The 23,710-nt window shown below is 50.0% G+C and carries 40 protein-coding genes and 1 pseudogene; 11 read left to right on the top strand and 30 right to left on the bottom strand.

Annotated elements, in window-relative coordinates:
• Positions 1-27: 27 nt before the first annotated feature.
• Positions 28-585 carry a YfbU family protein gene (locus ACLJRH_RS01020; RefSeq protein ID WP_000877751.1) on the top strand — a complete coding sequence of 186 codons (558 nt, stop codon included), beginning with the start codon at positions 28-30 and terminating at the stop codon, positions 583-585.
• Positions 586-611: 26 nt separating this feature from the next.
• Here the strand turns inward: ACLJRH_RS01020 and ACLJRH_RS01015 are convergent, their stop codons facing one another.
• From ACLJRH_RS01015 to ACLJRH_RS00890, 26 genes and pseudogenes are all read right to left on the bottom strand, one after another.
• Positions 612-1,160 carry a DUF2514 family protein gene (locus ACLJRH_RS01015; RefSeq protein ID WP_001050815.1) on the bottom strand — a complete coding sequence of 183 codons (549 nt, stop codon included), beginning with the start codon at positions 1,158-1,160 and terminating at the stop codon, positions 612-614.
• Positions 1,157-1,783 (bottom strand): glycoside hydrolase family 19 protein, encoded by a 627-nt coding sequence (locus ACLJRH_RS01010; protein ID WP_001005896.1) that lies wholly within the window; start codon positions 1,781-1,783, stop codon positions 1,157-1,159. Before ACLJRH_RS01010 ends, ACLJRH_RS01015 begins: the two co-directional genes overlap by 4 nt.
• Before the next feature lie 2 nt (positions 1,784-1,785).
• A complete protein-coding gene (locus ACLJRH_RS01005; RefSeq protein WP_162264800.1) occupies positions 1,786-2,127 on the bottom strand; it encodes a phage holin, lambda family in 342 nt (113 codons plus the stop codon).
• 200 nt (positions 2,128-2,327) lie between these two features.
• Positions 2,328-3,017, bottom strand: coding sequence for a bacteriophage antitermination protein Q (locus tag ACLJRH_RS01000; protein ID WP_001097243.1), 690 nt, complete (start codon positions 3,015-3,017; stop codon positions 2,328-2,330).
• On the bottom strand, positions 3,014-3,154 hold the full coding sequence (locus ACLJRH_RS00995; RefSeq protein ID WP_000801757.1) for a YlcG family protein: 141 nt from the start codon (positions 3,152-3,154) through the stop codon (positions 3,014-3,016). The genes ACLJRH_RS01000 and ACLJRH_RS00995 overlap by 4 nt, the downstream gene beginning before the upstream one ends.
• Complete coding sequence (locus ACLJRH_RS00990) at positions 3,151-3,762, bottom strand: recombination protein NinG (RefSeq protein ID WP_058114797.1); 612 nt, start codon at positions 3,760-3,762, stop codon at positions 3,151-3,153. The genes ACLJRH_RS00995 and ACLJRH_RS00990 overlap by 4 nt, the downstream gene beginning before the upstream one ends.
• A gap of 2 nt (positions 3,763-3,764) precedes the next feature.
• Positions 3,765-3,971, bottom strand: coding sequence for a hypothetical protein (locus ACLJRH_RS00985; protein ID WP_001241019.1), 207 nt, complete (start codon positions 3,969-3,971; stop codon positions 3,765-3,767).
• A complete protein-coding gene (locus ACLJRH_RS00980; protein WP_000929790.1) occupies positions 3,971-4,573 on the bottom strand; it encodes a DUF1367 family protein in 603 nt (200 codons plus the stop codon). Before ACLJRH_RS00980 ends, ACLJRH_RS00985 begins: the two co-directional genes overlap by 1 nt.
• A 39-nt stretch (positions 4,574-4,612) precedes the next feature.
• Positions 4,613-4,852: a hypothetical protein gene (locus ACLJRH_RS00975; protein ID WP_001804676.1), complete on the bottom strand. Its 240-nt coding sequence runs from the start codon at positions 4,850-4,852 to the stop codon at positions 4,613-4,615.
• 55 nt (positions 4,853-4,907) lie between these two features.
• Entirely contained in the window at positions 4,908-5,147 is a 240-nt protein-coding gene (locus ACLJRH_RS00970; RefSeq protein ID WP_082328467.1) for a DinI family protein, read from the bottom strand.
• Positions 5,148-5,331: 184 nt separating this feature from the next.
• The gene (locus tag ACLJRH_RS00965) at positions 5,332-5,829 is read right to left on the bottom strand and encodes a type II toxin-antitoxin system death-on-curing family toxin (protein WP_187791143.1); all 498 of its coding nucleotides are present in this window, start codon (positions 5,827-5,829) and stop codon (positions 5,332-5,334) included.
• Positions 5,830-5,839: 10 nt separating this feature from the next.
• Positions 5,840-6,019 (bottom strand): hypothetical protein, encoded by a 180-nt coding sequence (locus ACLJRH_RS00960; protein ID WP_000509711.1) that lies wholly within the window; start codon positions 6,017-6,019, stop codon positions 5,840-5,842.
• Between the two features lie 818 nt (positions 6,020-6,837).
• Positions 6,838-7,470 carry an Nmad5 family putative nucleotide modification protein gene (locus ACLJRH_RS00955; protein WP_410958000.1) on the bottom strand — a complete coding sequence of 211 codons (633 nt, stop codon included), beginning with the start codon at positions 7,468-7,470 and terminating at the stop codon, positions 6,838-6,840.
• Positions 7,471-7,863: 393 nt separating this feature from the next.
• Positions 7,864-7,983 (bottom strand): annotated as a pseudogene (locus tag ACLJRH_RS00950) (protein Eaa); the annotation flags it as partial.
• A complete protein-coding gene (locus ACLJRH_RS00945; protein ID WP_410957999.1) occupies positions 7,980-8,573 on the bottom strand; it encodes a hypothetical protein in 594 nt (197 codons plus the stop codon). The gene ACLJRH_RS00945 and the pseudogene ACLJRH_RS00950, both read right to left, overlap by 4 nt.
• Positions 8,570-9,025, bottom strand: coding sequence for a hypothetical protein (locus tag ACLJRH_RS00940; RefSeq protein ID WP_410957998.1), 456 nt, complete (start codon positions 9,023-9,025; stop codon positions 8,570-8,572). The genes ACLJRH_RS00945 and ACLJRH_RS00940 overlap by 4 nt, the downstream gene beginning before the upstream one ends.
• Before the next feature lie 10 nt (positions 9,026-9,035).
• Positions 9,036-9,242 (bottom strand): hypothetical protein, encoded by a 207-nt coding sequence (locus ACLJRH_RS00935; protein ID WP_057515929.1) that lies wholly within the window; start codon positions 9,240-9,242, stop codon positions 9,036-9,038.
• A gap of 2 nt (positions 9,243-9,244) precedes the next feature.
• Positions 9,245-9,469 carry a hypothetical protein gene (locus tag ACLJRH_RS00930; RefSeq protein WP_410957997.1) on the bottom strand — a complete coding sequence of 75 codons (225 nt, stop codon included), beginning with the start codon at positions 9,467-9,469 and terminating at the stop codon, positions 9,245-9,247.
• Positions 9,470-9,733: a hypothetical protein gene (locus tag ACLJRH_RS00925; protein WP_252298405.1), complete on the bottom strand. Its 264-nt coding sequence runs from the start codon at positions 9,731-9,733 to the stop codon at positions 9,470-9,472.
• On the bottom strand, positions 9,723-10,199 hold the full coding sequence (locus ACLJRH_RS00920) for an ead/Ea22-like family protein (protein WP_410957996.1): 477 nt from the start codon (positions 10,197-10,199) through the stop codon (positions 9,723-9,725). Before ACLJRH_RS00920 ends, ACLJRH_RS00925 begins: the two co-directional genes overlap by 11 nt.
• Positions 10,196-10,843, bottom strand: coding sequence for a hypothetical protein (locus ACLJRH_RS00915; RefSeq protein ID WP_410957995.1), 648 nt, complete (start codon positions 10,841-10,843; stop codon positions 10,196-10,198). Before ACLJRH_RS00915 ends, ACLJRH_RS00920 begins: the two co-directional genes overlap by 4 nt.
• Positions 10,840-11,355 carry a hypothetical protein gene (locus ACLJRH_RS00910; protein WP_410957994.1) on the bottom strand — a complete coding sequence of 172 codons (516 nt, stop codon included), beginning with the start codon at positions 11,353-11,355 and terminating at the stop codon, positions 10,840-10,842. Before ACLJRH_RS00910 ends, ACLJRH_RS00915 begins: the two co-directional genes overlap by 4 nt.
• 13 nt (positions 11,356-11,368) lie before the next feature.
• Complete coding sequence (locus ACLJRH_RS00905; RefSeq protein WP_000801765.1) at positions 11,369-12,064, bottom strand: replication protein P; 696 nt, start codon at positions 12,062-12,064, stop codon at positions 11,369-11,371.
• Positions 12,061-12,897: a replication protein gene (locus ACLJRH_RS00900; RefSeq protein ID WP_000024043.1), complete on the bottom strand. Its 837-nt coding sequence runs from the start codon at positions 12,895-12,897 to the stop codon at positions 12,061-12,063. Before ACLJRH_RS00900 ends, ACLJRH_RS00905 begins: the two co-directional genes overlap by 4 nt.
• A 91-nt stretch (positions 12,898-12,988) precedes the next feature.
• The gene (locus tag ACLJRH_RS00895; protein ID WP_076735768.1) at positions 12,989-13,363 is read right to left on the bottom strand and encodes a CII family transcriptional regulator; all 375 of its coding nucleotides are present in this window, start codon (positions 13,361-13,363) and stop codon (positions 12,989-12,991) included.
• Entirely contained in the window at positions 13,329-13,565 is a 237-nt protein-coding gene (locus tag ACLJRH_RS00890) for a transcriptional regulator (RefSeq protein ID WP_000869364.1), read from the bottom strand. Before ACLJRH_RS00890 ends, ACLJRH_RS00895 begins: the two co-directional genes overlap by 35 nt.
• Positions 13,566-13,694: 129 nt before the next feature.
• Between ACLJRH_RS00890 and ACLJRH_RS00885 the strand changes: the two genes are divergently transcribed.
• The 9 genes from ACLJRH_RS00885 (at position 13,695) to ACLJRH_RS00845 (ending at position 18,227) form a co-directional block, all read left to right on the top strand.
• Positions 13,695-14,099, top strand: coding sequence for a transcriptional regulator (locus ACLJRH_RS00885; RefSeq protein ID WP_001009036.1), 405 nt, complete (start codon positions 13,695-13,697; stop codon positions 14,097-14,099).
• 374 nt (positions 14,100-14,473) lie between these two features.
• Positions 14,474-14,746 carry a hypothetical protein gene (locus ACLJRH_RS00880; RefSeq protein WP_000687096.1) on the top strand — a complete coding sequence of 91 codons (273 nt, stop codon included), beginning with the start codon at positions 14,474-14,476 and terminating at the stop codon, positions 14,744-14,746.
• Positions 14,739-14,888: a host cell division inhibitory peptide Kil gene (locus ACLJRH_RS00875; protein ID WP_000565272.1), complete on the top strand. Its 150-nt coding sequence runs from the start codon at positions 14,739-14,741 to the stop codon at positions 14,886-14,888. Before ACLJRH_RS00880 ends, ACLJRH_RS00875 begins: the two co-directional genes overlap by 8 nt.
• 80 nt (positions 14,889-14,968) lie before the next feature.
• Positions 14,969-15,265 carry a host-nuclease inhibitor Gam family protein gene (locus tag ACLJRH_RS00870; RefSeq protein WP_000995351.1) on the top strand — a complete coding sequence of 99 codons (297 nt, stop codon included), beginning with the start codon at positions 14,969-14,971 and terminating at the stop codon, positions 15,263-15,265.
• A 5-nt stretch (positions 15,266-15,270) separates the two neighbouring features.
• A complete protein-coding gene (bet, locus tag ACLJRH_RS00865) occupies positions 15,271-16,056 on the top strand; it encodes a phage recombination protein Bet (protein ID WP_001648679.1) in 786 nt (261 codons plus the stop codon).
• Positions 16,053-16,733: a lambda exonuclease family protein gene (locus ACLJRH_RS00860; protein ID WP_000187056.1), complete on the top strand. Its 681-nt coding sequence runs from the start codon at positions 16,053-16,055 to the stop codon at positions 16,731-16,733. Before bet ends, ACLJRH_RS00860 begins: the two co-directional genes overlap by 4 nt.
• Positions 16,730-17,599, top strand: coding sequence for a DNA adenine methylase (locus ACLJRH_RS00855; protein ID WP_000148481.1), 870 nt, complete (start codon positions 16,730-16,732; stop codon positions 17,597-17,599). Before ACLJRH_RS00860 ends, ACLJRH_RS00855 begins: the two co-directional genes overlap by 4 nt.
• A 5-nt stretch (positions 17,600-17,604) precedes the next feature.
• A complete protein-coding gene (locus ACLJRH_RS00850; RefSeq protein ID WP_001754984.1) occupies positions 17,605-17,844 on the top strand; it encodes a DUF4060 family protein in 240 nt (79 codons plus the stop codon).
• A 176-nt stretch (positions 17,845-18,020) separates the two neighbouring features.
• Positions 18,021-18,227, top strand: coding sequence for a helix-turn-helix transcriptional regulator (locus ACLJRH_RS00845; RefSeq protein WP_000997833.1), 207 nt, complete (start codon positions 18,021-18,023; stop codon positions 18,225-18,227).
• On the opposite strand, the gene ACLJRH_RS00840 is transcribed toward ACLJRH_RS00845, so the two are convergent.
• Positions 18,208-19,389: a tyrosine-type recombinase/integrase gene (locus tag ACLJRH_RS00840; RefSeq protein WP_001007943.1), complete on the bottom strand. Its 1,182-nt coding sequence runs from the start codon at positions 19,387-19,389 to the stop codon at positions 18,208-18,210. The two genes, ACLJRH_RS00845 and ACLJRH_RS00840, sit on opposite strands and share 20 nt — an antisense overlap.
• Before the next feature lie 175 nt (positions 19,390-19,564).
• Between ACLJRH_RS00840 and sbcB the strand changes: the two genes are divergently transcribed.
• Positions 19,565-20,995, top strand: coding sequence for an exodeoxyribonuclease I (gene sbcB, locus ACLJRH_RS00835; RefSeq protein WP_000216706.1), 1,431 nt, complete (start codon positions 19,565-19,567; stop codon positions 20,993-20,995).
• A 135-nt stretch (positions 20,996-21,130) separates the two neighbouring features.
• Here sbcB and plaP read toward each other — a convergent pair whose 3' ends face one another.
• The 3 genes from plaP to ACLJRH_RS00820 form a co-directional block, all read right to left on the bottom strand.
• Entirely contained in the window at positions 21,131-22,489 is a 1,359-nt protein-coding gene (plaP, locus tag ACLJRH_RS00830; protein WP_001519005.1) for a putrescine/proton symporter PlaP, read from the bottom strand.
• Positions 22,479-22,541: a membrane protein YoeI gene (gene yoeI, locus ACLJRH_RS00825; protein WP_096335044.1), complete on the bottom strand. Its 63-nt coding sequence runs from the start codon at positions 22,539-22,541 to the stop codon at positions 22,479-22,481. The genes plaP and yoeI overlap by 11 nt, the downstream gene beginning before the upstream one ends.
• 233 nt (positions 22,542-22,774) lie before the next feature.
• Positions 22,775-23,689 carry a LysR family transcriptional regulator gene (locus ACLJRH_RS00820; RefSeq protein WP_000803384.1) on the bottom strand — a complete coding sequence of 305 codons (915 nt, stop codon included), beginning with the start codon at positions 23,687-23,689 and terminating at the stop codon, positions 22,775-22,777.
• Positions 23,690-23,710 lie beyond the last annotated feature (21 nt).

The following is a 23,710-nucleotide window of genomic DNA, read 5'->3' as shown; positions in this document are numbered from 1 at the left end:
ATGGTCTATCAATTCAAGGAATTTAGAATGAAATACTCACAGCAAGAAAAACTGCAGATCCAAATGCTCTGTGATATTCACCGCGCACTGAAAATTAAAAACTCTTTTGATCCTGACTTCATCGATGAGGCAGTTAGCACTGATAGCTACTGGGCCTTGAGATGGAAGTACCCGAGTCTAGATGATGGTGAAGAGGATCCAGAGGAAGTACAACTGTTTGTTGATACGTTTGATATGTATGAAATACTTCAATATACCTACAACCACTTCAGCGATGAGGATAAGGCAGATGTTGCAGAATCAATTCCTCATTTCAATGGTGAGGCATCCTTAGCTTTCCCTGGCTTTGATGGTAATAACGAAACAAATTATTTGACTATCGGTGGCATGCTTAAGCGTATGGGGCGCTTCTCAGGCAAGGAAGAGTTAACGAAGAATTCCCACATGCCTTCAGTTGAAATTTATCGCCGTATGCTTGAGGTTTTCTTACCTGCTCGTGCAAAAAACTGGATACACGATGTAGGTATCACAAAACAAGATTTTATCGATACACTCAACGCGAGAGTGCATCCAGAAAATCGTTAAAAGTTAATGCCCGCAAAATGCGGGCATTATTCATCATGGAGCCTTATTACTTTGTCGTAGGTGCGCTCGCAGGTACTTCCGGCGACATAACGCTCATCAGCCTCTTTTGCGAACTTTCCCGCCAGATCGTCAGCTTCGCCAAGCAACTGGGCGAGCAGTATTCCGGTCTCGGATTTTGCCTGGCTTGCTGCGGCAATAGCGGAAAGCCTGCCGGTTTCACTTCCTGCGAGCTGCCGTTGTACTGCTGCGAGCTGCTGTTGCAGCCCACCGCGAGCACGCTCAGCAGCATCAGCATCGGCCTGTATTTTTGCCAGTTCTTCATCAGCTCTTTTCCGTTCTTCATCTGCGGCGTGCTGGCGACGCTGCTCTTTCGCTCTTTCGGTTACTTCACGCTGCAATGCAGCGGTCGCATCGGTAAGGTCTCGTTGCGCCCACTGGTATTTCCAGGATGTATCCGCTTTCTGATAACCTCGTGAATAACACCAGTACGCACCAGCACATAACAAAAAAGCCACCAGCAGTATTTCTGCTAATGGCTTCCAGAATTTTTTAAGCAATACAGGTAACAGATTCATACCAGCACCGATTTTGCTTTTTCAAAGCGCTCTCGCCGCTCTCCGATGCCGTTCTGCCCTCCGTTGATTATCTGTGTAACGCGTACCATGTCGCCGGAATATTTCAGACACCCTTTAGTCGCGAAGAACCACGCTGCACTACGGGCAGCATACGTATCCTGTGCCAGTAGATCCGGATGGGCAACGAGCTCAGTTTTGATCCCGTTACCGCAATCACGGTAGTTGTTCAGACCTGTGATCTGGATAAGTCCACGCCCGCGGTAGTTCCAGCCGTCGCCAGGCCCGTTGTTACCCATTCGCTTGCTGTATACCAGATTAGCTATTGCACGCTGTCGCTCGAGCGGAAGCGCCTTCTCACAGGATTTTCGTCCAAGAGTACTGGCCTGATCTGGAGTGATTCTCCCGGCGCGGATGAATCCGGTCAGCCCGGCGATACTGTAGTTGAAGCTCTCCACCAGCCTTGTAAAACCAGCGCTTTCATGTCCCGCCTGAGCAATGAACATGGCCTGATCCAGTGGCGCAGTAATACCGAATTCGCTCATTGCCGCCGTAATATGTGGATACCAGCGCGCGGCCAGTTCGGCGCTGATACCAGCCGCCTGCTGAAATTGAGACTCGTTCATGATTAAACCTTGTTATTATCCCCACCGATACGACCACTGATAAACTTCATTGCAAAGCCGCGGATCGCATCCACGCCGATAAGGCCGACGCCGCCACCTATCGCAACAGACAGGGACTTGGGCCAGCCGAAATATTCCAGCGCAGATGAGAAGGTCAACGTCAGGGCGCCGCAAAGTAGAATTTCGAGTGTTTTTTTCTTCCAGCCACCGTTACCGCCAAAATAGGCAATGCGCAGACCAGCCATAAATAACGACATCAGAACAGCGCCCAGCGGGGTATCTCCTCGCCACCAGCTCTGGAACAGCTCCAGCCAGCCCTGCCAGGAATGGGGATCGTTGTGCATTTTCATAAGCCTCACCTCCGATAGCTCGGATGGCGCAGTGTGAAGTAGGAAGGCCGCCCGGTGGATTAACGACAAAACTCAGAGGGATTATTCCGGACGGCACAAACAGAAAAGCCCCGCACGATGGCGAGGCTTGAATTTGTTTGGTCGACGATTGAAGCTATGGCGACGATATCAGATTTACTCAAAATGTATGCTATTTAATTGACTTTTGCAATACCCTGCTGCGAAAAGGTCGCTTTTTGTTGTGATCTTGTTTTCACCAGACAAAGCAGAGATTCGGTATCAAGCCTCTTAAAGATGTTACTCATCGCGCGCCAGTAGTCCGCATAGTTGTGGCTCCAGTTGTCAGGCTTAACCCCGCACAGGCTGGCAAGCTCCTGTTGCTGGTAGACGTATCGTCCGGCCAGCCCCTCTCTGACATCCTGCGCCGCCAGCCAGATAAGTTTCTTCAGCCGCTCCACTGTCTTGCCAGCCATCTTCCTCCCTGCAAGCTGCTGTCTGAACTCGCACCACGCCCAACTTGTTATTTCGACCTGGTGTTCCCAGCAGGTATTCTCACTATAATTCCACAACAACCACGCCTTGTAGTGTTCATCGAGTGAAAGAACCGCCCGGCGCCATGAGGCAGTGGAATATTCCACAGGCTTCACCAGCGGGATAGCGCTTCCTTTCGCCAGCGACTGCTTGCCGGGAATTGGTGGGTTATTTAACGTTATCCAGCTTTCTGTTTCCTCGTCCCAGATACGCTGTTTTTTTCGGGGATAGTTTTTCGTGTCGAATTGCGCGTTCTCCAGCCAGGCCAAAAGCTGCCCTTTAGTCTCCCCGCTTAAATCGGCTGTCGCTACCATTAGCTGCTCACGTACATACTGGAGGTATTGAGTGTTCATTGAGTAAATCCTGTGAACTGATAAATACGAACAAAATTGCGCAGGATGCGGTAGTCAACCAGCACCGAACCCGGACGGCGGTAAATACGGAGGCGCTGCCAGCGCATGCGGAGTATCTCGATCAGTTCTGGTTTCATGCGGCCTCCAGCTTTTTTAGCGCACGCAGATCCGCCAGTGCCGCGAGCCTGATTTCCTTCAGCTCCTCGACCGTCCAGCGGTGCGGGGTGTTATTGTTCTCGAGTGCCAGCACCGCCGCCTCCCCGTAACGCTCAACCAGCGCGGCACGATATGCTTCGATGTTCCCTGATTTGTAGACGTTGCAGACATCACACTGAAGATGGATGTTGAAGCGAGTGAATCGCAGATGCCCGGCGGCGGCCGTAGTCCTGTAATGGCCTGCATGCCATGCGAACGCCGTCTTCGTTCCACAGGAGATGCAACCGAGTCCTTCTGCCAGTTCGGTTTCGCGGCAAATGTCGTTTACGGCGCGCTGCGTCAAGTCAATCCAGTGCTTCAGCGGCTTAACCGCGGCTTTCCGCTGGCGCCAGGCGGCGCGTTCTTTTTTCTCAGCGGCGCGCTGAAGGGATTGCGCCTTACGTTGCGCGGCTTCGCGAGCTTTTCTGGTCTGTTCTTTGCCGACGGCGCTGGCGCACTGGTACGAGCAAACGATCTGCCCCTCGCGTATCGGGTGAAACCACTGGCGGCATTCTTTGTTTGCGCACTTACGGCGCGGTAATTTAGCCATGTTCACCCCCAGACCTTTTGGCGTAAGGATTTTGGCGTCCGCACCCGGTGCGCATATTCAGGTAATTTCGCGCTGACAGTCCAGGTAATGAAGTCAGGGTTCAGGCTCTTTTCTGTCCTTACGCCCCGCTTCTGATAATCCGATATCAGCGTGTCGGCCTGCTCGGTTGTGCAGTCATGATGATGGAACCAGGAGTATTTCATCGCCATCACCCCGCAAAGCTCATGAGCTGGGCGGCGGCGTTCTCGGCCTCGCGCTGAGTACGGAATGTACGTGATAAAATCCAGCGCCAGAGAACATCAAGCGCAGATTTATACAACTGCTGAAATTCGACCTCATCCATACTGGAAAAAGCGATGCTGCGGGGATGTTTGCGAAGGGTGCCGTCCGGTAGCTGGATAGCGTCATAGTGACCAGCCTCAACCGTCACCCATGCGCGGTAGGCATCGAATGATTTACACAGGCTAATCCCGTTTGTTACCCGGCGGTTTGCAATCTGTTCCAGATACTGTTCAGCCGCATCCAGTAATGCGCTTTCATTCCCGCCATATGCAGCGAGAAACTTTGCATAACCGTTGACCAGCTTGCGCTCATTGGCAGAAATGGCACCGCCGGTGGGTTCCCAGTATTCAAACCCAAGGTTAAGCAACGCGAAAAAGCGGCGATGGAATGCAGGATTCCTCACCTGACGGAACTCAGCCACCAGCACGGCGCCGAGTTTGATTTTTGATTGCAGAATATCGCTGGTCTCCGGCGTAGCGGGGATCAGAATTCCAGATGACTGCTTGATGAGTTGTAATTCGTGCGCCATGGTGTTCTCCGTGGCGCAGCAGGTGCAGGTTGTTCAGGCCTACATTTGAAGTGTATCAAAGCAACGGGTAATTCGATAGCCTGCCTTTTCTAACATTTGCGTAAATAATGTTGGAGTTCCAACTATGTCATCAGGGTGAAGGGGAACAAAAGATATCTCGTCACCACGACGATACATCAGGGCGCGTCCGCTATCCGGAATACTACCGAACCTTGCCACTACACAATGATCGTAACAACGTATAACCGCATACCCTGATTCTGGTAAGTCTTCTAACATGTAACCCCCCGTCACACTGACTTTATTTCTGGAAACGTCTGCGACTCCACGATGCTTAATATGCATAAAACCAGTCGTCAGCGCTTTCCCACGTTTCCTGAAGGATCTCCTCTACCTTCTTTTTATCGCCCTTCTCACCACCGAAAACAGTCAAACTATCGCCACCAGCTCTTCGTATAACCAGAGAGCAATTTTCATATTGATTCTGAAGCCTTTTAAGCAGCTCTTTCTCAAGTGCAGGTATGGCGCCGCGCGGCAGTTCTTTCGACTTATTGATCGTAAGTTCTATCTTCATAATTCCCTCTACATTTAACTACTGTATATAAACACAGTATACCTGTTAGAAAGAATATTCAAGAGGTGAATAGCACTTTTTGCAAAAGCCATGCCATTGTATAGGAAGAGTTTTTCCTAGTATTCGGAATTTACTAAATCAGTTAGGCAAAGGCTGAAAGCGAAAAAAAACCCGCCGTAGCGGGTTATTCATTCGATTTGATTCGGATGTAACGTGAGGTCGCCACGAGAGACTGAATCATATTACCGCCAGTTTCGCATAACGTTCTGGAATCATACTCGCGTGACCAGTGGCATAACCAATTTTCCAGGTCATCCACTGAGTAATCTTTACGAGCCAAACCCTCTGCGATGGTTACAACTTCATCACTAGGTGCTGTAAGCTCATATCCGTTCAGCAACAGGAATACGTAACCTGCCATCATAGCGGTGCGTTTGTTTGCGTTTGCGAATGGATGATTCTGGATTAGGCTTTCAATTAGAACAGCAGACAGACGAAACATATCGTCTGTCTGCTCATAATATCGAATGGTGCTTGGCCGGGACTGGGAAGAACTGAGGTTGTTCGGATTCAGTACGCCTATCGGTTCATTTGGCGTCTGAATCTCGATCAGAGACCTGTTGATGTAAACGATATCTTCAATGGAAAGATAATTGACTCCTTCAACATACTCTATCGCCATCCGTTTTTACTCAGACCTTTGAAAGTTCTTCCATCGCCTTCTCGTAACGAGCAAACCCAAACTCAAAGGCGTTTTTAACTTGACCAGTATGTGAACATGCTTTGCTGATCGCTGCACGAGGTTTCGCCACCATGGATTTGTCACGAGGCGGAATGTACAAGCGATCTGCCTTTTTTAATGCGTGACCCATGATTATCACCCTCATGCACGTTTGGCAGTGCTTTCTCAAATTGTAGGATGTAAACACATCCAAAGAATTTATGATCACTTTAAGTGGTTGAGGACAATTTAATACCATTCGTCATATTTGAGCAATGGGCCTGCGTCTGAAGATAGAAGCATGTTCGACGAAAATCTCAATGGCCACTTTGCAAGTTAACGGCATTTTCGCAGAAGTTACCCCTCAGGTAATAGTAAACTATTGTCACGATCTCAGGAGATAGGCTGGTCCTGTGAGTCGATTAAAGTGGACACAAAGCCAATAAATAGCACTTTTTGCACAAAAATCATATCCTGGTTGGAATGCACAACGCCCAACATTGCTGTAGTATTTCGCCCCCTCTGAATGTAGCGCTCAGATTTTAATCGACCCAATCCAGCCCTGCTTCAACAACAAGCCCCGCATATGCGAGGCTTGTTGGGCTAACCCGCCGCAGCGGGTTATGACGCAACACTTCATGCCGGAGTTTTCCGATCCGTCTTGTTGTGAACCTCCCATAGACTAATGCCGCAACTGAACACAAACTCAGCCAGATAATTTAAGCCGGACCATTCCCGGATGCCGCCGCGCGCCGCTTCCACAAATACAGCGATATCCTGATCACGCCACACTCCAAACAGGCGCCAGCCGCCACTGTCAGTCTTAACGGCTGCTATACGCGTCAGAACACCAGTCTGGTACAGGTCAGTGAACGCAGGTTTCTTCCTGGTTATTATTCGCATATCTACAAACCTAAGAAATGTTGATTACAAATCACTGATTCGTATTTTTTGATTTTGTACTAATGCCTACTCCTGAATTGATTCAGAAGGTAGCCCAATCATCTCGTTCAGCGCTTCCCGGCGAATAGCAGGAGGCAGGGGAACAACCGCATCTTCAGCAGGTAACAGTTCTTTGGCTTCAGGCCACTGCTCCAGCAGACGCTTCACTGTTCTGGCTTTATCCAGTGCGGCGGTGACGTTCTGGCGAATGTCTGTTTCGTCGCTTTTTATTTCCCTGTAAAGCGCATCGAAGCTGTAGAACTCGGTAACGAGTGGGTCATCAGGCAATAAAGTGAATTTGTATGGTGTAACTTTGTAGATATGGTCTGGTTCGCCTGATTCGTTCGCACGATAATTGCCGTTGAAGTAGGCATAAGTCTGTGAGCCAGCGATATTCAAATAAATATCTCTATCCTTTTTGACAAACGTATAGTTTGTCCGCAGTTCTTCGGGCAGTTTCGCAATAAGCGCTGCAATTTTCTTTTCGGTTTTTAATACCTCAGCTTCTGCCTCCGGTCCGCCGATGGCTTTCAGGCGTACACGTTCCGCCCAGTCTGCACGGGCAGCACGCAGGGATTTTTTACGTTGCGGAATACCGGCTTTTACCAGTGCATTATCCACGATTTTCTCTTTAATGGATTTATTCAGTGTCTGGTTCATATTTTTCACCTTGTATAATTCAGGTTGTACGAATCCCGCCGCGTGAGCGGTGTTTAAAAACGTTTTTACGGTTAATTAATTATTCAGATGCGCGTTATTGCATATGCAAAAGCCACGCTATCCCGACATATAAAAATGCGTCAGGCCAGTTCATCCGTTATTTCCCTCCGGTTTTGGTGCGGCATCAACCATCGCGCAATATATTTCCCGATACTGAGCACAGAATGCGGTCTGATCTGTGCTGTCGAAAACCACATCATCACATTCCAGCGCTGCCGCTATCATTTCGTCCGTTGGTTCGACGGGTACAAGTGCGTAACCATCTGGAATTACCGGAGAGTTGGTTGACAAACTGGCGTTATTTGATAATGCAGTTGACATGTCTTTGTTAACTTTAAGCAGGGCGACGTTATAGCCATCGGCAAAGATTGTTGCTTCTTCGTCGTTCAGTACAGCGCCAAGCTTAAAAGCAATATCTTTCGCCATTGATGTTGTTACTTGAGAGTACTTCATGATTTACCTCCGTTGAGCATGGCGGCGCGGCAGGCGTTCCAGCCGTCGACATAGTCGTAAGTATTATTGCTGTCCGGTTCTATTTCATCCGGTACTATCGGCACTAGCTGCTCTTTGCCAACCAGACGCGTTATTTCTGATTCCAGGAGTGAACCTAAAACTGTGCTCGTGCAGTGTTCAGCCCATTCGTTGTTTTCCAGCAAGCTGATGATATTGAGCATATCCTTGTAAACGCCTGTTTCCTGTACTGGCGGGGCGGTGTAAAAATACGGCCTGATAGTCCACTTTTTATTCCAGAAGTCTCGCGTTTTCTCGGCCTTCTCAAGCGTTGCAACACTACAGCCAACCCGGCCACACTCTTTGATTACATGATATCCGGCTGGCTCACCGTCCAGCGATGCCAGCATAGCCCGCGCAAGTTCCCGCACAACTTCAGGCGGCGCATATCTGTCGTTCAGATCATCCCATAACCCACACATCTTTTCGCTGTTGTCTGGGTGAAAATCATCGTTAGTACCAGCAAGTGCAGTGATGACCTCGTCGGCAGCATCAATTATTTTTTGTGCATGTTCTTTGGTAATAGTGGTCATCTCAATACATCCTCCACACTGATTAACCCTTTACGGCTCAAATAGTCCATTGCAGCACCGTGTAACTTGCTGTCTGGTCTGGCGTTTCTGAGTGAGTGGGATAAACGCTTAACCCACATAACAAGTTCGTCCGTCTGTTTGTTGTCCGGCGCTGGCGGGGTGGTGTAGAGAGGAACTGACTCAATACAGTGCGTCTTTCCGGATGTAGGTGTTATGCACTGAGTTGAATATTTCCAATGATCCCCTGTGCCTGAATTGATATCAACAAGTCTGTATTTCCACGCTACAGGCTCAGCGGTAAGCGATGCCAGCGCTATTTCAGCTAATTTTAAATTCGCCGCAGCTTCTACTGATTCCGGGCCATCCTTTAAATCTCGCACCCTTTCAGCTACAGCTACCACAGCCCAATCAATCAGGCGCTCTTTAGTGAATTTACTGGTAATAGTGGTCATGGGTCAGTCCTCAGTTGTAGCCAATTGGATTGACAGCAACCAGAACACCATCAGCGAACAGGTCTTTAATAATGTGTTCGCAAGGCTCACCTTTCTCGTATTCCTCAATCAGGTATGTATCGCCGTCTTCATTTAAATAAACAGGCAGGATGGAGCCGTTGATAAAGTAGGTGCCGTTGTTGTCTAAAATCTTTGCTTCTGCGATTTGGGTTTTCATGGTTAATTCGTCCAGTAGGTTAATTCTTCTGCAACATGCCAGTTAGCGTCAGCCTGGTCCTCAAACGGCGGGTCAGTTTTCAAGTGTTCTTCAACTGTGATTGCGGCATTCTCACGGCAGAATGCTTTCCACCCCCTGCGACCTGTTTTCCACCCGTGGTGCCACCCAAGAGATTTTGTCTCAGTACGCCACGCCCGGTTTGCTAACTGCATTTGTGATTTAGCCATTTAATCAATCTCCCGGTGACGGTTGTAATTAAGCTCATTTTTCCCTGTAGGCGTAATGCGAACATCATCCGCGAGACGTCCATCAAAGCGTGCTTCAGTCGTGATGAATCCCTTATTGCGCAGCGCACGCCCCTGCGGGGTACATTTGCCGCCAACCTCCCACCAGTACGTGTCGGTTTCAACGTCGCGACGTAGCCCATACCCCTTTTCCAGCGCCCTCATGACTCGTAGTTGAGCAACGGGCATCCACCAACTAGCAGCCATTGCTTTTCTCCTTCTGGCTATACGCCGCCATGCATTGTTCGAATCCCGCCTGGTCGTTTGTTTGTCCGTAACTAAAGCCATGCTGGAGACCATGACGAAACGCGCTATCCTGCAATTTGTCGGCGGTTTCAAGTTTCGCCTCCAGTTCTGCTATGCGCTGACGGGCAGCCTCCAGCTCAGAAATATCCTTTCCACGCTCAGCGATATTCTGCTTCGCCAGTCGACGCCAGGAATTTATTTGCTTAGCGGCTTCTTTGTGACCTTTCTCCAGTTGCTCAATGCGGTCCTGCTGCTGGTTGATATGGTCATCTTGGGCGACGTTGGCACGCTGCGCTTTCTCCAGTTCATCCAGCAGCGCCTCTGCCGCGATATATATAATCTGACGGTCTCGGTCTGCCGGGTCGCTGTAATGGTCTTGCATGTACTGGAATTCTTCACGCAGCGTCTGTTTGTTGAGTGCTGTCATTGTGGTCTCCATCCTTCGCATGAGTAGTCGCGGCAACCTTCAAAATCATATGGGTTGTACTGCCAACTGATTTTTCCGCAGTGCGGGCAATTCCAGCGGACCTTTCCACTTCGTGACTTTTTCCTGCGGTTTTGTTTTTTCAACCAGTCAGGCATAACCAGCCCTGCACCCTGAACCATAATGTGGCGATTGAAGTCATGGATGCTGAATGTGCGGCGCTTCACACTGTCGGCCATTGAAAACGGCAGCCAGACAACGCCGGGTTCTTCGGTATTAGCAGAGACAAATACAAACGCCTTAGAAAAGTCATTAGTTGGCAGGCCACCACTCTGTAGCCAGTACACATCGTTCCCATTCCAGTCGCCTTTCTTATAAGCCACGTATGAATCACATCCAGCCTCGGTAACGCTTTCGGTTGGAATGTACTGGCAATCCACGTGCCACACGGACATGGCATCAACACTATCGGCGCACACAGGCTGGTCAATCTCCCTGCCAAGCTCCCAACTGCGTTGTGCCTCTTCTCGGGTATACACGTGAGCGCGGTCGATGTTTGAGCTATATCCGTTGCCGTTGTGGCAGTGGAATGAAGCATTGCTCCCGACAGTTTCGCGTGTGCACATCATGTAGAATCGGTTGCTCATAGCGCGGCTCCTTTGCGAAGCTGGGCGGCGAACTCGTCAGCATCAAAAATCTGGTAGCGCAGGCTTACATGCGCTGCATCAAAAATATTTTCTGAAGTTGTTGGCAATGCGGTGAGTTGCGCCCTGTATTTATCTGCGAACATCTCCACACCCTGCGCACGCATCTCCGCCAGAAAAGCGTCGGTGGATGGTGTTTCCATTGCATCCAGTGCGCGGACACGGTGGTTTCTCTCAAGTACTGCTGCGTCAGGCTGGAGGATGTCGTTAAGTGCATCCTTCAGCCCCGCATTCTCCTCAGCCAACGCATTACGCTCCTGAACCAGCTTTTCCGTTGCTTCCTGCGCCAGTTTGTTTGCTTGTTCGGCAACTTCCGTGAGGTCGTTAATCATGCTCAGCTTTGCAGACAGCGCAGCACATCTGGCTTCCAGCGCCGCTATGGTAGCTACGTGTTCAGCATTACGTTCTGCAAGCTGATTCATGGTTAAACAATCAGTTATTCCACGCTCTTTCATTTGGTTGCTCCTGTTAAATCAGACCGGCGTCTTTGCGTTGTTTGTATTTCGCCATTAACATCTCGGCTGGCGTTGGACCGCGATCCCGCGACGGCGCGGCTAAAGCGCGACGAACAGGCGGTATGGGTTTACCTGCAAGAACTCGCTTTTCCCACTCATGCAGAATGTCGCCAGCGGCCCGGTGCAGTTCTTTTTCGCTAAGCTGCCCTTCCGTTCCCCGGCGGCGCAGCTCCAGGCAGACGTGGTAATACAGCGGGTTTTTATCCCTCCAGGGGAATTGCTCACTGGTCGGATAACGGAAAACAAGCTTCCGCCAACGCCAGTATTCGCCCATGATGTCGTCAACACTGACCCCGAGTACTCCACTCCCCTCACGGCACCACGAAATAAACTGACCTGGCGACGGCCAGAACGGAGACTGGCTGGAACGGGCTTTCTGCATTCCGGCGGATAGCTGCTTGCGGGTGCGGATGCCATTTTCTGAAAATGCCGCTATCCATTGCTGCTTAGCTACTCGCTCGTCAGCATCGGAGCGGAGATTGGTTTGCGTCGCGGCCGGGAAAATCTGCTTCAGTTGCATGAACAGCGCGTCAACAAGGCGCTCAGCGTCTGAATTCACAACCCGGCCATGCTCAGGGTTGCCCCCGGCTATGCTTGCCATCGCTGCGCCATCCCGATTGTTTATTGCGCGGTAGAGTTCAGGTTTCATAGGAAATCCCTCCATGCATCCGGGCTGTTCCAGTGGATACTTTCCTGATCGATATCTCTGCTGCGCTTCGCCTGTCCGTCAGGTTCGAACAGACCCTGCCAGCCATTCGCAATACTGCGGTTAATAATTTCTTCAGGTGTGTATCCGTTCAGCCTGCAGCGGTCGAGCAGGTTGATAGCCTGCGTCACGGTCTGCTGAGACTTAATCGGCTTTTTCAGGTCACGGCGGTATTCAACCCATGAAGACCAGGTGATCGAAGACAGCCAGTCAGGCAACTGAACACTTGACGCATCGAACGAAACCGCCCGGGGGGATTTAGGGGGGTTATTACTATTGTCTTTACTGTCTTTTGTAATAGTGTCTTTTGTGTTTACCTGATTTGGGTAATAGCCGTTACCTGATTCGGGTAAACTTTTCTTACCTGATTCAGGTAAATTTACCTTTTTCAGGTAAGTTTTTTTTTCTGTACCTTTTTCAGGTAAAGATGACCATTCGCTGACCGTTTTATTAATCCCGATAACACGACCGGTTTGAGTTAATATCCCCCGCTTAACCAGGACGCTTTTTGCAGCTGAGCACTTATGAGGGAGAATGCCGGTCAGCTCCGAGATCTGCTCGTTACTGACCCAGTCAGATTTCTTATTGAAGCCGTATGTTTTGCGCATGACAGCCATGAACACCAAAAGCTGATGCTGCGACAAACCTGCATGCATTACAGCCTCAAGGATCTCATTGGCGATGCGCGTAAACCCATCATCGAGATCTGCCACGCGCGGCTCCTTATGTGCCACGTCAGGCACAGGAAAATTGATTACTTCGGCAGTATTTGCCATAATTACTCCTGTGAATTGATCCAGTTAATTCCACCAGAAAGCCGTTGGTGACCCCTCACCGCGGCTTTCGCCTTTTTGGTTGCTGCCATTTTCAGTCCCACCCCAGCGCATCCGGCCTGGCTCGTTCAGCCTTTAGCCCGGCATCAGCGAGAATCTCTACGGCTGTGAGATAGTTTCTGGATACCAGTACCGCCTCCGGTGGCGCGGCCTGAATCCCAAGAAAAGCCAGCTCTTTCGCCATGTTGCAGAAATATCCCTCAGCTTTACGCCTGCTGACTGTCGACTCGCTGATGCCCATATGCTCGGCGTATGATTTCTGCCCTACTGATGCAAGCCGGTTGAGCAGGACACTCTCTATCTCAACCGGGTTGATTTCTGGTGGGTCTAACTTTCGTGCAATTGCGTTCTCCATGGGTAAATATCCTCTATGGTTATTTGGCTGATGCCTCTTGGCTTGGTAATCCATCTGTTGGGTTTGGGTAGAGATCAGGACGCAGTTCGTGTGGGGTGACTTTCCAGTCAATAGCTCTTGCCACTCGAACTACAAGTTCGCCGGGAACTTTGTTTTTAAACCAGCCGTTAACGGTCTGAGCACGGCGACCAAGTCGGCGTCCCAACTCAGCCTGGCTACACACGGAAAGGATCTTGCGTTGAACAGTTACTTTCATTGGTCGGTCTCATTGAGTGAAGATACAACCAATTATTCAAATTTAATCGATACTGTCAAATTATTTCGATAGCCATACCTACAGAAAAAATCTGTATAATGAAACCATGTAATTGTGCGAGAACGAAAAATGAACTTTGGAGAGCGTTTACAAAGAGTGCTTAATGAGACTGGGATCACCCAATCTGAGTTAGGTCGTAGAGTCGGCGCTACCTCTCAATCAGTTAATGGTTGGTGTCAGTCCGGCATTCTTCCCCGAAAAGATATCTTAGAGTTGTTACCTAAGGCCACGGGTAAGCCGTTGTATTGGTTCTTCATGGAGGATGATGATGAATCGGATGTGCCTGAACGTCTAACACAAGGTGGTCCAACAGATCTCAATGACCGACAAAAGCGGCTCTTAGAAATATTTGATCAGCTACCGACTGTTGAACAAGACCGTTTTATTGAGCTGGCAGGCACCAGACTTCAAGAACTAGACGATTTCATGGCTGAATACCAAAGACGCAGAAAAATCGAGCCTCCTTCTCGCTAAACCAGCTTTAAAACTACTAACCGCCTTAACTGGCGGTTTTTTTATGTCATTAATTCACCCACATCTCGCTTTCTTAATCTTCCCTGTAAAATTAATCATCAAATTTAATTGACATGTATCGATTGAATCGATAATACTTAACCTATCAAACGCAGCAACGAGTCATCAAGGCAGGACGCCAACGAAGTAGCCGCCCGGGGCATACGAAGACCGGGATGAGATGGCAAGGTTAACGCGCAGCAGGTTTAAAACGTTCCGCTGGCCGGCGATAAGGCAAACGAGGGTGAGATGGAAAAAGCATACGAAGAATACTTTGAAGGTCTCGCCGATGGTGAGGAAGCACTCAGCTTCACAGAATTCGTGGAGGCACTGTCATGAAAATCGATTTAGATCTCAAGGCCCAGGGTGTTGACGTTTCAACCAGTGGTTATCGCAACTTTGTGAACGCCGAAGTTCGTGGCGTTGAACTTGAAGATGTACTGGAAGATATCAAAAGCGATGTGCTGTTCTCCGCTATCGACCTGTCTGATTACATCGACTGGGCTGACAACAACAGTAAGTTACCGGAGATTCTGGACCGTCTTTCGCCTGATGAAGTTATCAGTTGGCTCCACGAAAACGGGCATCTGGAGGATAACGATGATTGATCACTACAAACTTCAGGTCGCCCAGAGTGAACTGGCTATCGCAGCCTGTCTCGGTGATGGCGAACTCTGGGAACGGGCAATGAAAAAACTGAGCATTGCCATCGGCCTTCCCTGGTATCGCAGGAATACCGTCACACACTGACAAGCGTTTAAACATCACTGATTTTATGGGCAGACAACATGTTGCCGGGATTTCTACAAACCAAATTCAGGAGTTCAGCCATGAACGCATATCTCACTTACGACCGGATCGAGGCTCAGAACTGGACCCGGCATTACCAGCAAATCGCCAGAGAAGAGAAAGAGTCCGAGCTGGCTGACGACCTGGAGAAAGGACTGTCGCTTCACATGCTGGAGTCGCTGTGTATGGACGAGCTACCGCGTCACGGCGCCAACAAAAAAGCGATCAGTCGGGCATTTGATGACGATGTCGAATTCCAGGAGCGCGCGTCGGAGTTTGTGCGGTACATGGTTGAGGTGTTTTCCCTGCATCAAATTGATATTGAATCAGAGGAATAAGACAAATGAGCACAGCACTCGCAACACTGGCAGGAAAACTGGCTGAACGTGTAGGAATGGATTCTGTAGATCCGCAGGAACTGATCACCACATTGCGCCAGACAGCGTTTAAAGGTGATGCCAGTGATGCGCAGTTTATTGCGCTACTGATAGTCGCCAACCAGTACGGTCTTAATCCGTGGACGAAAGAAATTTACGCCTTTCCTGATAAGCAGAACGGGATCGTCCCTGTGGTGGGTGTTGATGGCTGGTCCCGTATTATCAACGAAAACCAGCAGTTTGACGGCATGGATTTTGAGCAGGATAACGAATCATGTACATGCAGGATTTACCGTAAGGACCGCAACCATCCGATCTGCGTTACCGAATGGATGGATGAATGTCGCCGGGAACCATTCAAAACCCGTGATGGTCGTGAGATTACTGGACCGTGGCAGTCACATCCCAAACGGATGTTGCGACACAAAGCAATGATCCAGTGCGCCCGTCTTGCCTTCGGTTTCGCAGGCATCTACGACAAGGATGAGGCCGAACGCATTGTCGAAAATACCACGTATACCACAGATCGCCAGACGGAACGCGACATCACTCCGGTTAGCGATGAAACCATGCGGGAAATTAATGATCTGCTGATCACCCTGAATAAAACATGGGATGACGATCTGCTGCCGCTCTGCTCCCAAATCTTCCGCCGCGATATTGGTGCATCGTCAGATCTTACGCAAATCGAAGCAGTGAAAGCCCTCGGATTCCTGAAGCAGAAAGCAGCAGAACAGAAGGTGGAAGCATGACACCAGAAATTATCCTGGCTCGTACAGGTATTGACGTTAGCAACATCGAGCAAGGTGATGAAGCATGGCACCGTCTACGCCTCGGTGTCATCACTGCTTCCGAAGTTCACAACGTCATTTCCAGGCCAAAGTCGGGCAAGAAGTGGACTGATATGAAGATGTCCTACTTTCTCACCCTTCTTGCTGAAGTTTGCACCGGCGTGGCGCCGGAAGTTAACGCCAGGGCGCTGGCCTGGGGGAAACAGTATGAGGACGATGCTCGCACCCTGTTTGAGTTCACCACTGACGTGAAGGTCACCGGATCGCCGATCCTTTTCCGTGACGAGGGCATGCGTACCGCCTGTTCTCCTGACGGCCTGTGCAGTGATGGCCGCGGTCTTGAGTTGAAGTGCCCTTTCACCTCTCGCGACTTTATGAAATTCAGGCTTGGCGGCTTCGAGGCTATCAAATCCGCCTATATGGCCCAGGTGCAATTCAGCATGTGGGTAACCGGGAGAGATGCCTGGTATTTCGCGAATTATGACCCGCGCATGAAGCGAGAAGGCATTCACCACGTGGTTGTTGAGCGCGACGACAAATACACGTCCCTCTTCAATGAAATGGTACCGGAATTTATCGAAAAGATGGACGAAGCGCTAAAGGAGATTGGCTTCACGTTCGGGGAGCAGTGGCGATGACGCACGCAACAACGGCAGTACTACCAGTTGAAAAAAGTGTTCCGCGCACCTGGCGCCGCCCGTTCCTGAAATGGGCAGGCGGTAAATATTCGCTGCTGCCGGAACTGGATCGTCTTATCCCGGCAGGTAAACGACTGATAGAACCATTTGTGGGCGGCGGTTCGGTGTTTCTCAACTCAGACAAGCACGAACGTTTCCTTCTGGCTGACGTCAACGCCGACCTGATTAACCTGTACCAGATGCTGGCCGTAGTGCCTGATTCGGTAATCGCAGAGGCAATAAAAGCTTTCAGACATCTGAATGATGCCGAAAACTACACAGTAATTCGTGAAGCATTCAACGCCAAGAAACTGAATGCGACAGAACGAGCAGCCGCATTCCTTTATCTCAACAGGCACTGCTTTAACGGTCTGATGCGTTACAACCTTGACGGTTTTTTCAATGTTGGATGGGGAAAGTATAAAGCCCCATATTTCCCGGAAGAAGAGATCAGGGCATTCAGGAAGAAGTCTCGCGCGTGCGTATTTATGACTGCGGGTTTCGAACGTACTCTCAGGCTGGCGGGTGATGGTGATGTCGTTTACTGCGATCCGCCATACGAGCCAATACCCGGCACCACTGGCTTCACTAGCTACGCCTCCGGTGGGTTCTCATGGGATAGCCAGGTAGCGCTTGCTGAAAGCTGCGTTGCAGCCCATCAGCGCGGCGCAAAGGTGTTTATCAGTAATTCTACCGCACCACGCGTTATTGAACTTTACGAGCGGCACGGCTTCACTTTGCACCGGGTCAATGCCCGCAGATCAATATCGAGTAAAGGCAGTACCCGAGAAACAGCGAACGATATCGTCGCCTCACTGGGGATTTAGTGATGATGAAACTTATTAACAGAAGCAAGCAATCACCAGTCGGTCGTCGCGCATGTGATATTGCACTGGCTGCGCATCATGAGAAGTTCGGCGATTACGGCAGACAAAAGCACGTTACCAATTACACCGTTGTAGTGGATGGCGTAAAGGTTCCTGTCGAAGTAGTTAACCGGGCCACCAGCTACGTAGCCACCGCAATGATCGGCGTCCGGAAACTTAGAAATCTGCCGGCACAGGCAAACTGAATATTAGCGATGGCCCGCTGCAGGGCCACTGGAGAAAACGATGAGCAACAAAATCGAGAACCCTGTCGTGATTGGCGGTATGCAGTGTGGGAACATTCGACGCCTAACTGCCAGCACTCTTTATTCTACTGCGATGGTCGCTGGTGCTGTCTATGTAGCCAGTCTGTGAGGTGGATATGAACGATATTGCACAGAACAATGTTGGTATGATTGACGAAAAAGAAGCTATGAGAATGATCAAAGTATCTTCACGGATGACCATTTCGAAATATACCAAGCTATATAATTTTCCAAAACCAATCCGAACTCACCCCAAACAATACCTTCAGTCTGAGGTGGTACAGTGGATCTTAAACGGGGGGATCAACCAGAAATCTTCCTGATATGCCAGAATATTTTTTCAGCGTACAGCTCATAGGCGGCTTTCTGTTCAGCAATCCAGTCATGTTTGTTATAAACAGAAAGTACGCCGCCCAGCTCATGCCCCAACATTTTCTCAATAACATGCGGAGCTATACCTTCTTCTGAAAGTCTGGTTGCCAGTGTACGCCGAAAATCATGAGCGGAAAATTCGCCAATACCCAGGGATGATTCTATCCTTCCAAGAAATCTGTTTGCACCAGCAATAGTCATGGACTTTTTCAGATCCGGACCAGGGAAAAGAATATTCCCGTATGTCATTTCTGCTTTTTTAAGCAACTGATCGGCCGCGTCAAAAATTGGTCGTCTGATAATTCTGTTCGTTTTACTTTTTTCGGCGGGTACGGTCCATATCCCCTCCTCACGATCGAATTCCTCCTTAACAGCCAGGCGAAGTTCGCTATTCCTTGCGCCATACAGCATCAGTAGTTGATGGAGCAATCGGTTAGACGTTGACCCTCTGCTACGCTCTATCGCCAGCCAGATTTTAGCAAGCTGATTATAACTGAGTGTCACCTCACCCACGGTTGGTTTTGTCCCCACATCTTTTGGCTGTAACAGCATTAAATCAGCCGTGCTGATAAATTGTCTGCGTGTACACCAGCCAATAGCTGCCCGAAGTTGTACCAGTAACTGACGAGCCCTGCGTGGGTTTAATCGCTCTTCGTCAGTAAATCGTTCAACCCACAGGCGAACAGGAATTTCTTCAATCGGAACACCGGCGAACGCATCACTCATGTGCTTTATGACCGTCGACCTGTAAAGTGCCTTAGTCTTTTCCCTCAAAGCCACGTTAACATAGTTTGCCTCCCAGTAATCCAGGCAGTCTTTTACCGTTGGTTTTTTCTTTGACTTGTTGTTTCCGGCAAGCTCACGAGGATCAATGCCTTTATCGACGGACTCTCTTAAATCTGCGACTATGTTACGGGCGTCACGCAGAGTGAGAGCAGGATAGCGACCAAGTCCCATGCGGTGCTGTTTCCCATCCCAGCGAAAACGGAACTGGAAGCTAATGATTCCCTTTGGAGTAATACGGATACCCAACCCATCAGAATCAGTAATTTCAGATGGGCCGGAATATGGTTTACCATAGACAGAGCGAAGCTTAGTGTCACTGATTGCCATTTTAGTTTTCTGTACTCAATGATTTTATGGTTTATGTACTTATTTTGTACTCAATATCGCATGTACCAACATAAACCACAATATCCAGACATGTACAAATAAAAGCAATCAATATCAAAAACGGCACTAAAAACATTTTATTTCATGGACATACAACATCAGGCGTGTACATCAGGTGACAGTTAAAAACGACAGCATACAGAGCACATTCCTCTTCCACGATTACGAAACCTTCGGTACGCATCCGGCCCTCGACAGACCTGCGCAATTCGCCGCGCTCCGTACGGATAACGACTTCAACGTTATTGGCGAGCCGGAGGTGTTTTATTGCAAACCCGCCGATGATTATCTACCGCAGCCCGGCGCAGTGCTGATTACCGGCATCACGCCGCAGGAAGCGCGTGAGAAAGGAGAAAACGAAGCCGCTTTCGCCAGACGCATTCATGCGCTGTTTACCGTTCCTAAAACCTGCGTTGTGGGCTACAACAATGTGCGCTTTGATGATGAAGTCACGCGCAATATTTTTTATCGCAACTTTTACGATCCCTATGCCTGGAGCTGGCAGCATGATAATTCACGTTGGGATCTATTGGATGTCATGCGCGCCTGTTATGCGCTGCGCCCGGAGGGAATTAACTGGCCGGAAAACGACGACGGCCTGCCCAGCTTTCGTCTGGAACATTTAACCCAGGCGAACGGGATCGAACACAGCAACGCGCATGATGCGATGGCGGATGTCTACGCCACTATTGCGATGGCGCAACTGGTGAAAACACGCCAGCCGCGGCTGTTTGATTATCTTTATAGCCACCGCAGTAAACATAAACTGGCGGCGCTGATTGACGTTCCGCAAATGAAGCCGCTGGTGCATGTCTCCGGCATGTTTGGCGCGTGGCGCGGTAATACAAGCTGGGTCGCGCCGCTGGCGTGGCATCCTGAAAACCGTAACGCGGTGATCATGGTCGATTTAGCAGGCGATATTTCTCCTCTTCTTGAGCTGGACAGCGACACCCTTCGCGAGCGGCTTTATACGGCCAAAGCCGATCTTGGCGATCTCGCCGCAGTGCCGGTAAAGCTGGTGCATATCAATAAATGTCCGGTACTGGCGCAGGCGAATACCTTGCGCCCGGAGGATGCCGACCGGCTGGGAATTAACCGCCAGCACTGCCTGGATAACCTGAAAGTGTTGCGTGAAAACCCGCAGGTCCGCGACAAAGTGGTGGCGATTTTTGCCGAAGCCGAACCTTTTGCCGCCTCGGATAACGTTGATGCCCAGCTCTATGATGGTTTTTTCAGCGATGCCGATCGCGCAGCCATGAAAATCGTACTCGAAACCGAGCCACGTAACCTGCCCGCGCTGGACATTACCTTTGTCGATAAGCGCATTGAGAAGCTGCTGTTTAATTACCGCGCACGCAATTTTCCCGGTACGCTGGATGACGCAGAGCAGCAGCGCTGGCTGGAGCATCGCCGTCAGGTACTGACGCCGGAGTTTTTACAACAGTATGCCAACGAATTGCAGATGCTTTCTCAGCAGTATGCGGAAGATAAAACGAAGCTGGGGTTGCTGAAATCACTGTGGCAGTACGCAACTGAGATTGTGTAATTGACCAATGCCTGACGGGCATTGTTAATCCAGAGCGGATAAATAGTGACGCAGCCATCTGGTAAACGTGCTGGATGACAGACAAAAAACCGGAGGCACTGCCTCCGGTTTTACTATTGCCGATAATACGCGCGATTACGCGACGTCTTCGTACTGTGGAACCGGGTTGCGGAAGCTTTTAGTTACGCAGGCCAGATAAATCAGCCCGATACCCGCCCAGATCAGGCCCAGTACCATTGAGCTCTCTTCCAGGTTAACCCACAACGCGCCAACCGTGAGCGCGCCGCACATGGGCAGGAACAGATACTGGAAGTGATCTTTCAACGTCTTATTACGCTTCTCACGGATCCAGAACTGCGAAATCACCGACAGGTTAACGAAGGTAAACGCGACCAGCGCGCCAAAGTTAATCAGCGCCGTCGCCATCACCAGGTCAAAATTAATCGCCAGCAGCGCGATCGCCCCGACCAGGATGATGTTCATCGCTGGCGTACGCCATTTCGGATGAACGTAACCGAAGAAGCTTTTCGGGAATACGCCGTCGCGCCCCATAACGTACATCAGGCGCGCTACGCCTGCATGCGCCGCCATACCGGAAGCCAGTACGGTGATAGTAGAGAAGATCAGCGCACCCACCTGGAAGGTTTTACCCGCCACGTACAGCATGATTTCCGGCTGAGACGCATCCGGATCTTTAAAGCGAGAGATATCCGGGAAGTACAATTGCAGGAAATAGGTTGCAAAGATGAAGATCAGGCCGCCAATCAGCGCGGTCAGGAAAATCGCACGCGGGATCACGCGTTCAGCATCTTTGGTCTCTTCCGACAGGTTACTGATGCCGTCAAAGCCGGTAAAGGAGAAGCACAGGATCGTCGCTCCCGTAATCATCGGGATAACGTGCGCATCGCCGGACCAGAACGGACGGGTGCTCGCCAGCGTACCGGCGCCTTCGCCTTCAAATACGCCATAAACCACCATGCCCAGAATGACCGCAATCAGCACCACCTGTAGCACTACAATCACGGTGTTGAAGTTAGCGACCGATTTGAGGCTGCGCAGGTTAAAGGCCGTCATAAAGGCCACCAGCGCCACGACAAACACCCATGACGGAATGGAGGGCACCAGCGCTTCAAAATAAATTTTCGCCAACAGAATGTTGATCATCGGCGCGAACAGATAATCGAGCAGAGAAGACCAACCCACCATAAAGCCAACGGTCGGGCTGATGGATTTCTGGGCATAGGTGTACGCCGAACCCGCGGAAGGGTAGCGACGCACCAGTTTCCCGTAGCTCAACGCCGTAAACAGAATCGCGATTAACGCGAATGCATACGCCGTCGGTACGTGACCGTCAGTGAGGCCTGAAACGATACCAAATGTATCGAACAGCGTCATCGGCTGCATATAGGCAAGACCCATCATTACAACCGGAACTAACGTAAGCGTTTTACGTAATTCCACGCGAGAGGTGTTTGGAGTAACGTTATGCGACATGGTCATTCTCCTTTACGGCGAATGCCGTCGCGTAAGCAAAAAATTGCCCCATTTTCTGGATTCCTCAGCGACAACAACTGTCGATTTTTAAGTAAGTATCTATCCGGTACGAAGCCCGGCCTCTTGGTATTGAATGATGTGTTTGAAGCAAAAAAATAACCGACGCGTATTAAAACGTCGGTTAGTGTCATTTTTTGCAAGCGGCGTATTCTGCCCTAAATTGAAGTGAAATGACAAGAGAATGCGAGCGCGTTCAAAAAATTATTTTTCATAAGCGATTGATTTTTAAACCGGCGATTTTGCATACACCCCAGCAATAGCATTATTTGCTAAAATTTCATCCCGCCACCAGCCGCTGGCCAGCCCGGCGGTCTGTTCATTCCAGCCAACCCACACCGGTTCATAGACGATTTGCGCTACAACTTTCTTCTCTATAAGCGCGCCGCTTTCCAAAAATCGCTGCGCCAGATAACGCGGTAAATAGCCGCATCCCAGGCCGCTAATTTGCAGCTCCAGCTTGGTTTTAAAATCAAACACGGTAATCGCTTCCTGAGCGTCGAGCAGTTCAGACCCTATTGATCGCGAGGAATGGACGCTATCGCCAACCACAATCGCGCGAAAACGTTTGATCGTCTGGCGGCTAAGCGGTTCCTCTTCATGAACCAGCGGATGATGCGGAGCGACAGCAAACACCAGTTCAAGATCGCCCAGTCTTGCAAAGCCAAAGCCGGTGTCAGGCGGCGGCGCGCGCATGGCGCCAACGATGATATCCGCCCTTCCCTGCGTCAGCGTCTCCCATGAACCGCCGAGAACGCCATTAACAAATTTAAGGCGCGTCACGCTGTGGCGTTGATAAAAAGCGTCGATAAGCGGGGCCAGAAGAGAAAAGGGAAAGGTATCATCCACACCGATGACCAGTTCGTTCTCCCAGCCTTCATGCAGTTTAATCGCCTGCTTTTCCAGCTCGCGAACGGTGTGCAGCACTTCACGGCCTTTTTCCAGTAGCATCTTACCGGTTCGCGTAAATCGCGCGCGATGCCCGCTACGGTCGAGCAGTTGGATATTAAGATCGTTTTCCAGCTTATGAACGGTATAACTGAGGGCGGACGGCGTTTTAAATAATTTTGCCGACGCCGCCGCGAAGCTGCCTTCTTTTTCTAACGCATCAAGAATAACCAGAACGTCCAGCAGTGGTTTCATACTCGTCCCCTTGCGCTATAT

The organism is Salmonella sp. SAL04162, from assembly GCF_046551535.1.
Classification (GTDB): Bacteria; Pseudomonadota; Gammaproteobacteria; order Enterobacterales; family Enterobacteriaceae; genus Salmonella; species Salmonella enterica.
This window is presented reverse-complemented; position numbering and strand designations above follow the sequence as displayed.

Coding starts and splice junctions, on each gene's coding strand:
- ACLJRH_RS00875 (WP_000565272.1), top strand. CDS start 14,739: ATGATTGATCACTACAAACTTCAGGTCGCCCAGAGTGAACTGGCTATC.
- ACLJRH_RS00940 (WP_410957998.1), bottom strand. CDS start 9,025: ATGACCACTATTACCAGTAAATTCACTAAAGAGCGCCTGATTGATTGG.
- ACLJRH_RS00920 (WP_410957996.1), bottom strand. CDS start 10,199: ATGACAGCACTCAACAAACAGACGCTGCGTGAAGAATTCCAGTACATG.
- ACLJRH_RS01015 (WP_001050815.1), bottom strand. CDS start 1,160: ATGAATCTGTTACCTGTATTGCTTAAAAAATTCTGGAAGCCATTAGCA.
- ACLJRH_RS01010 (WP_001005896.1), bottom strand. CDS start 1,783: ATGAACGAGTCTCAATTTCAGCAGGCGGCTGGTATCAGCGCCGAACTG.
- ACLJRH_RS00985 (WP_001241019.1), bottom strand. CDS start 3,971: ATGGCGATGAAATACTCCTGGTTCCATCATCATGACTGCACAACCGAG.
- ACLJRH_RS00910 (WP_410957994.1), bottom strand. CDS start 11,355: ATGAAAGAGCGTGGAATAACTGATTGTTTAACCATGAATCAGCTTGCA.
- ACLJRH_RS00860 (WP_000187056.1), top strand. CDS start 16,053: ATGACACCAGAAATTATCCTGGCTCGTACAGGTATTGACGTTAGCAAC.
- plaP (WP_001519005.1), bottom strand. CDS start 22,489: ATGTCGCATAACGTTACTCCAAACACCTCTCGCGTGGAATTACGTAAA.
- ACLJRH_RS00870 (WP_000995351.1), top strand. CDS start 14,969: ATGAACGCATATCTCACTTACGACCGGATCGAGGCTCAGAACTGGACC.
- ACLJRH_RS00970 (WP_082328467.1), bottom strand. CDS start 5,147: ATGAAGATAGAACTTACGATCAATAAGTCGAAAGAACTGCCGCGCGGC.
- ACLJRH_RS00845 (WP_000997833.1), top strand. CDS start 18,021: ATGAACGATATTGCACAGAACAATGTTGGTATGATTGACGAAAAAGAA.
- ACLJRH_RS01020 (WP_000877751.1), top strand. CDS start 28: ATGAAATACTCACAGCAAGAAAAACTGCAGATCCAAATGCTCTGTGAT.
- ACLJRH_RS00955 (WP_410958000.1), bottom strand. CDS start 7,470: ATGAACCAGACACTGAATAAATCCATTAAAGAGAAAATCGTGGATAAT.
- ACLJRH_RS00905 (WP_000801765.1), bottom strand. CDS start 12,064: ATGAAACCTGAACTCTACCGCGCAATAAACAATCGGGATGGCGCAGCG.
- ACLJRH_RS00900 (WP_000024043.1), bottom strand. CDS start 12,897: ATGGCAAATACTGCCGAAGTAATCAATTTTCCTGTGCCTGACGTGGCA.
- ACLJRH_RS00945 (WP_410957999.1), bottom strand. CDS start 8,573: ATGACCACTATTACCAAAGAACATGCACAAAAAATAATTGATGCTGCC.
- ACLJRH_RS00960 (WP_000509711.1), bottom strand. CDS start 6,019: ATGGGTCACGCATTAAAAAAGGCAGATCGCTTGTACATTCCGCCTCGT.
- ACLJRH_RS00880 (WP_000687096.1), top strand. CDS start 14,474: ATGAAAATCGATTTAGATCTCAAGGCCCAGGGTGTTGACGTTTCAACC.
- ACLJRH_RS00885 (WP_001009036.1), top strand. CDS start 13,695: ATGAACTTTGGAGAGCGTTTACAAAGAGTGCTTAATGAGACTGGGATC.
- ACLJRH_RS00840 (WP_001007943.1), bottom strand. CDS start 19,389: ATGGCAATCAGTGACACTAAGCTTCGCTCTGTCTATGGTAAACCATAT.
- ACLJRH_RS00990 (WP_058114797.1), bottom strand. CDS start 3,762: ATGGCTAAATTACCGCGCCGTAAGTGCGCAAACAAAGAATGCCGCCAG.
- ACLJRH_RS00895 (WP_076735768.1), bottom strand. CDS start 13,363: ATGGATTACCAAGCCAAGAGGCATCAGCCAAATAACCATAGAGGATAT.
- ACLJRH_RS00995 (WP_000801757.1), bottom strand. CDS start 3,154: ATGAAACCAGAACTGATCGAGATACTCCGCATGCGCTGGCAGCGCCTC.
- ACLJRH_RS00850 (WP_001754984.1), top strand. CDS start 17,605: ATGAAACTTATTAACAGAAGCAAGCAATCACCAGTCGGTCGTCGCGCA.
- ACLJRH_RS01000 (WP_001097243.1), bottom strand. CDS start 3,017: ATGAACACTCAATACCTCCAGTATGTACGTGAGCAGCTAATGGTAGCG.
- ACLJRH_RS00890 (WP_000869364.1), bottom strand. CDS start 13,565: ATGAAAGTAACTGTTCAACGCAAGATCCTTTCCGTGTGTAGCCAGGCT.
- ACLJRH_RS00935 (WP_057515929.1), bottom strand. CDS start 9,242: ATGAAAACCCAAATCGCAGAAGCAAAGATTTTAGACAACAACGGCACC.
- ACLJRH_RS00915 (WP_410957995.1), bottom strand. CDS start 10,843: ATGAGCAACCGATTCTACATGATGTGCACACGCGAAACTGTCGGGAGC.
- ACLJRH_RS01005 (WP_162264800.1), bottom strand. CDS start 2,127: ATGCACAACGATCCCCATTCCTGGCAGGGCTGGCTGGAGCTGTTCCAG.
- ACLJRH_RS00925 (WP_252298405.1), bottom strand. CDS start 9,733: ATGGCTGCTAGTTGGTGGATGCCCGTTGCTCAACTACGAGTCATGAGG.
- ACLJRH_RS00820 (WP_000803384.1), bottom strand. CDS start 23,689: ATGAAACCACTGCTGGACGTTCTGGTTATTCTTGATGCGTTAGAAAAA.
- ACLJRH_RS00975 (WP_001804676.1), bottom strand. CDS start 4,852: ATGTTAGAAGACTTACCAGAATCAGGGTATGCGGTTATACGTTGTTAC.
- ACLJRH_RS00930 (WP_410957997.1), bottom strand. CDS start 9,469: ATGGCTAAATCACAAATGCAGTTAGCAAACCGGGCGTGGCGTACTGAG.
- ACLJRH_RS00855 (WP_000148481.1), top strand. CDS start 16,730: ATGACGCACGCAACAACGGCAGTACTACCAGTTGAAAAAAGTGTTCCG.
- ACLJRH_RS00980 (WP_000929790.1), bottom strand. CDS start 4,573: ATGGCGCACGAATTACAACTCATCAAGCAGTCATCTGGAATTCTGATC.
- ACLJRH_RS00965 (WP_187791143.1), bottom strand. CDS start 5,829: ATGGCGATAGAGTATGTTGAAGGAGTCAATTATCTTTCCATTGAAGAT.
- bet (WP_001648679.1), top strand. CDS start 15,271: ATGAGCACAGCACTCGCAACACTGGCAGGAAAACTGGCTGAACGTGTA.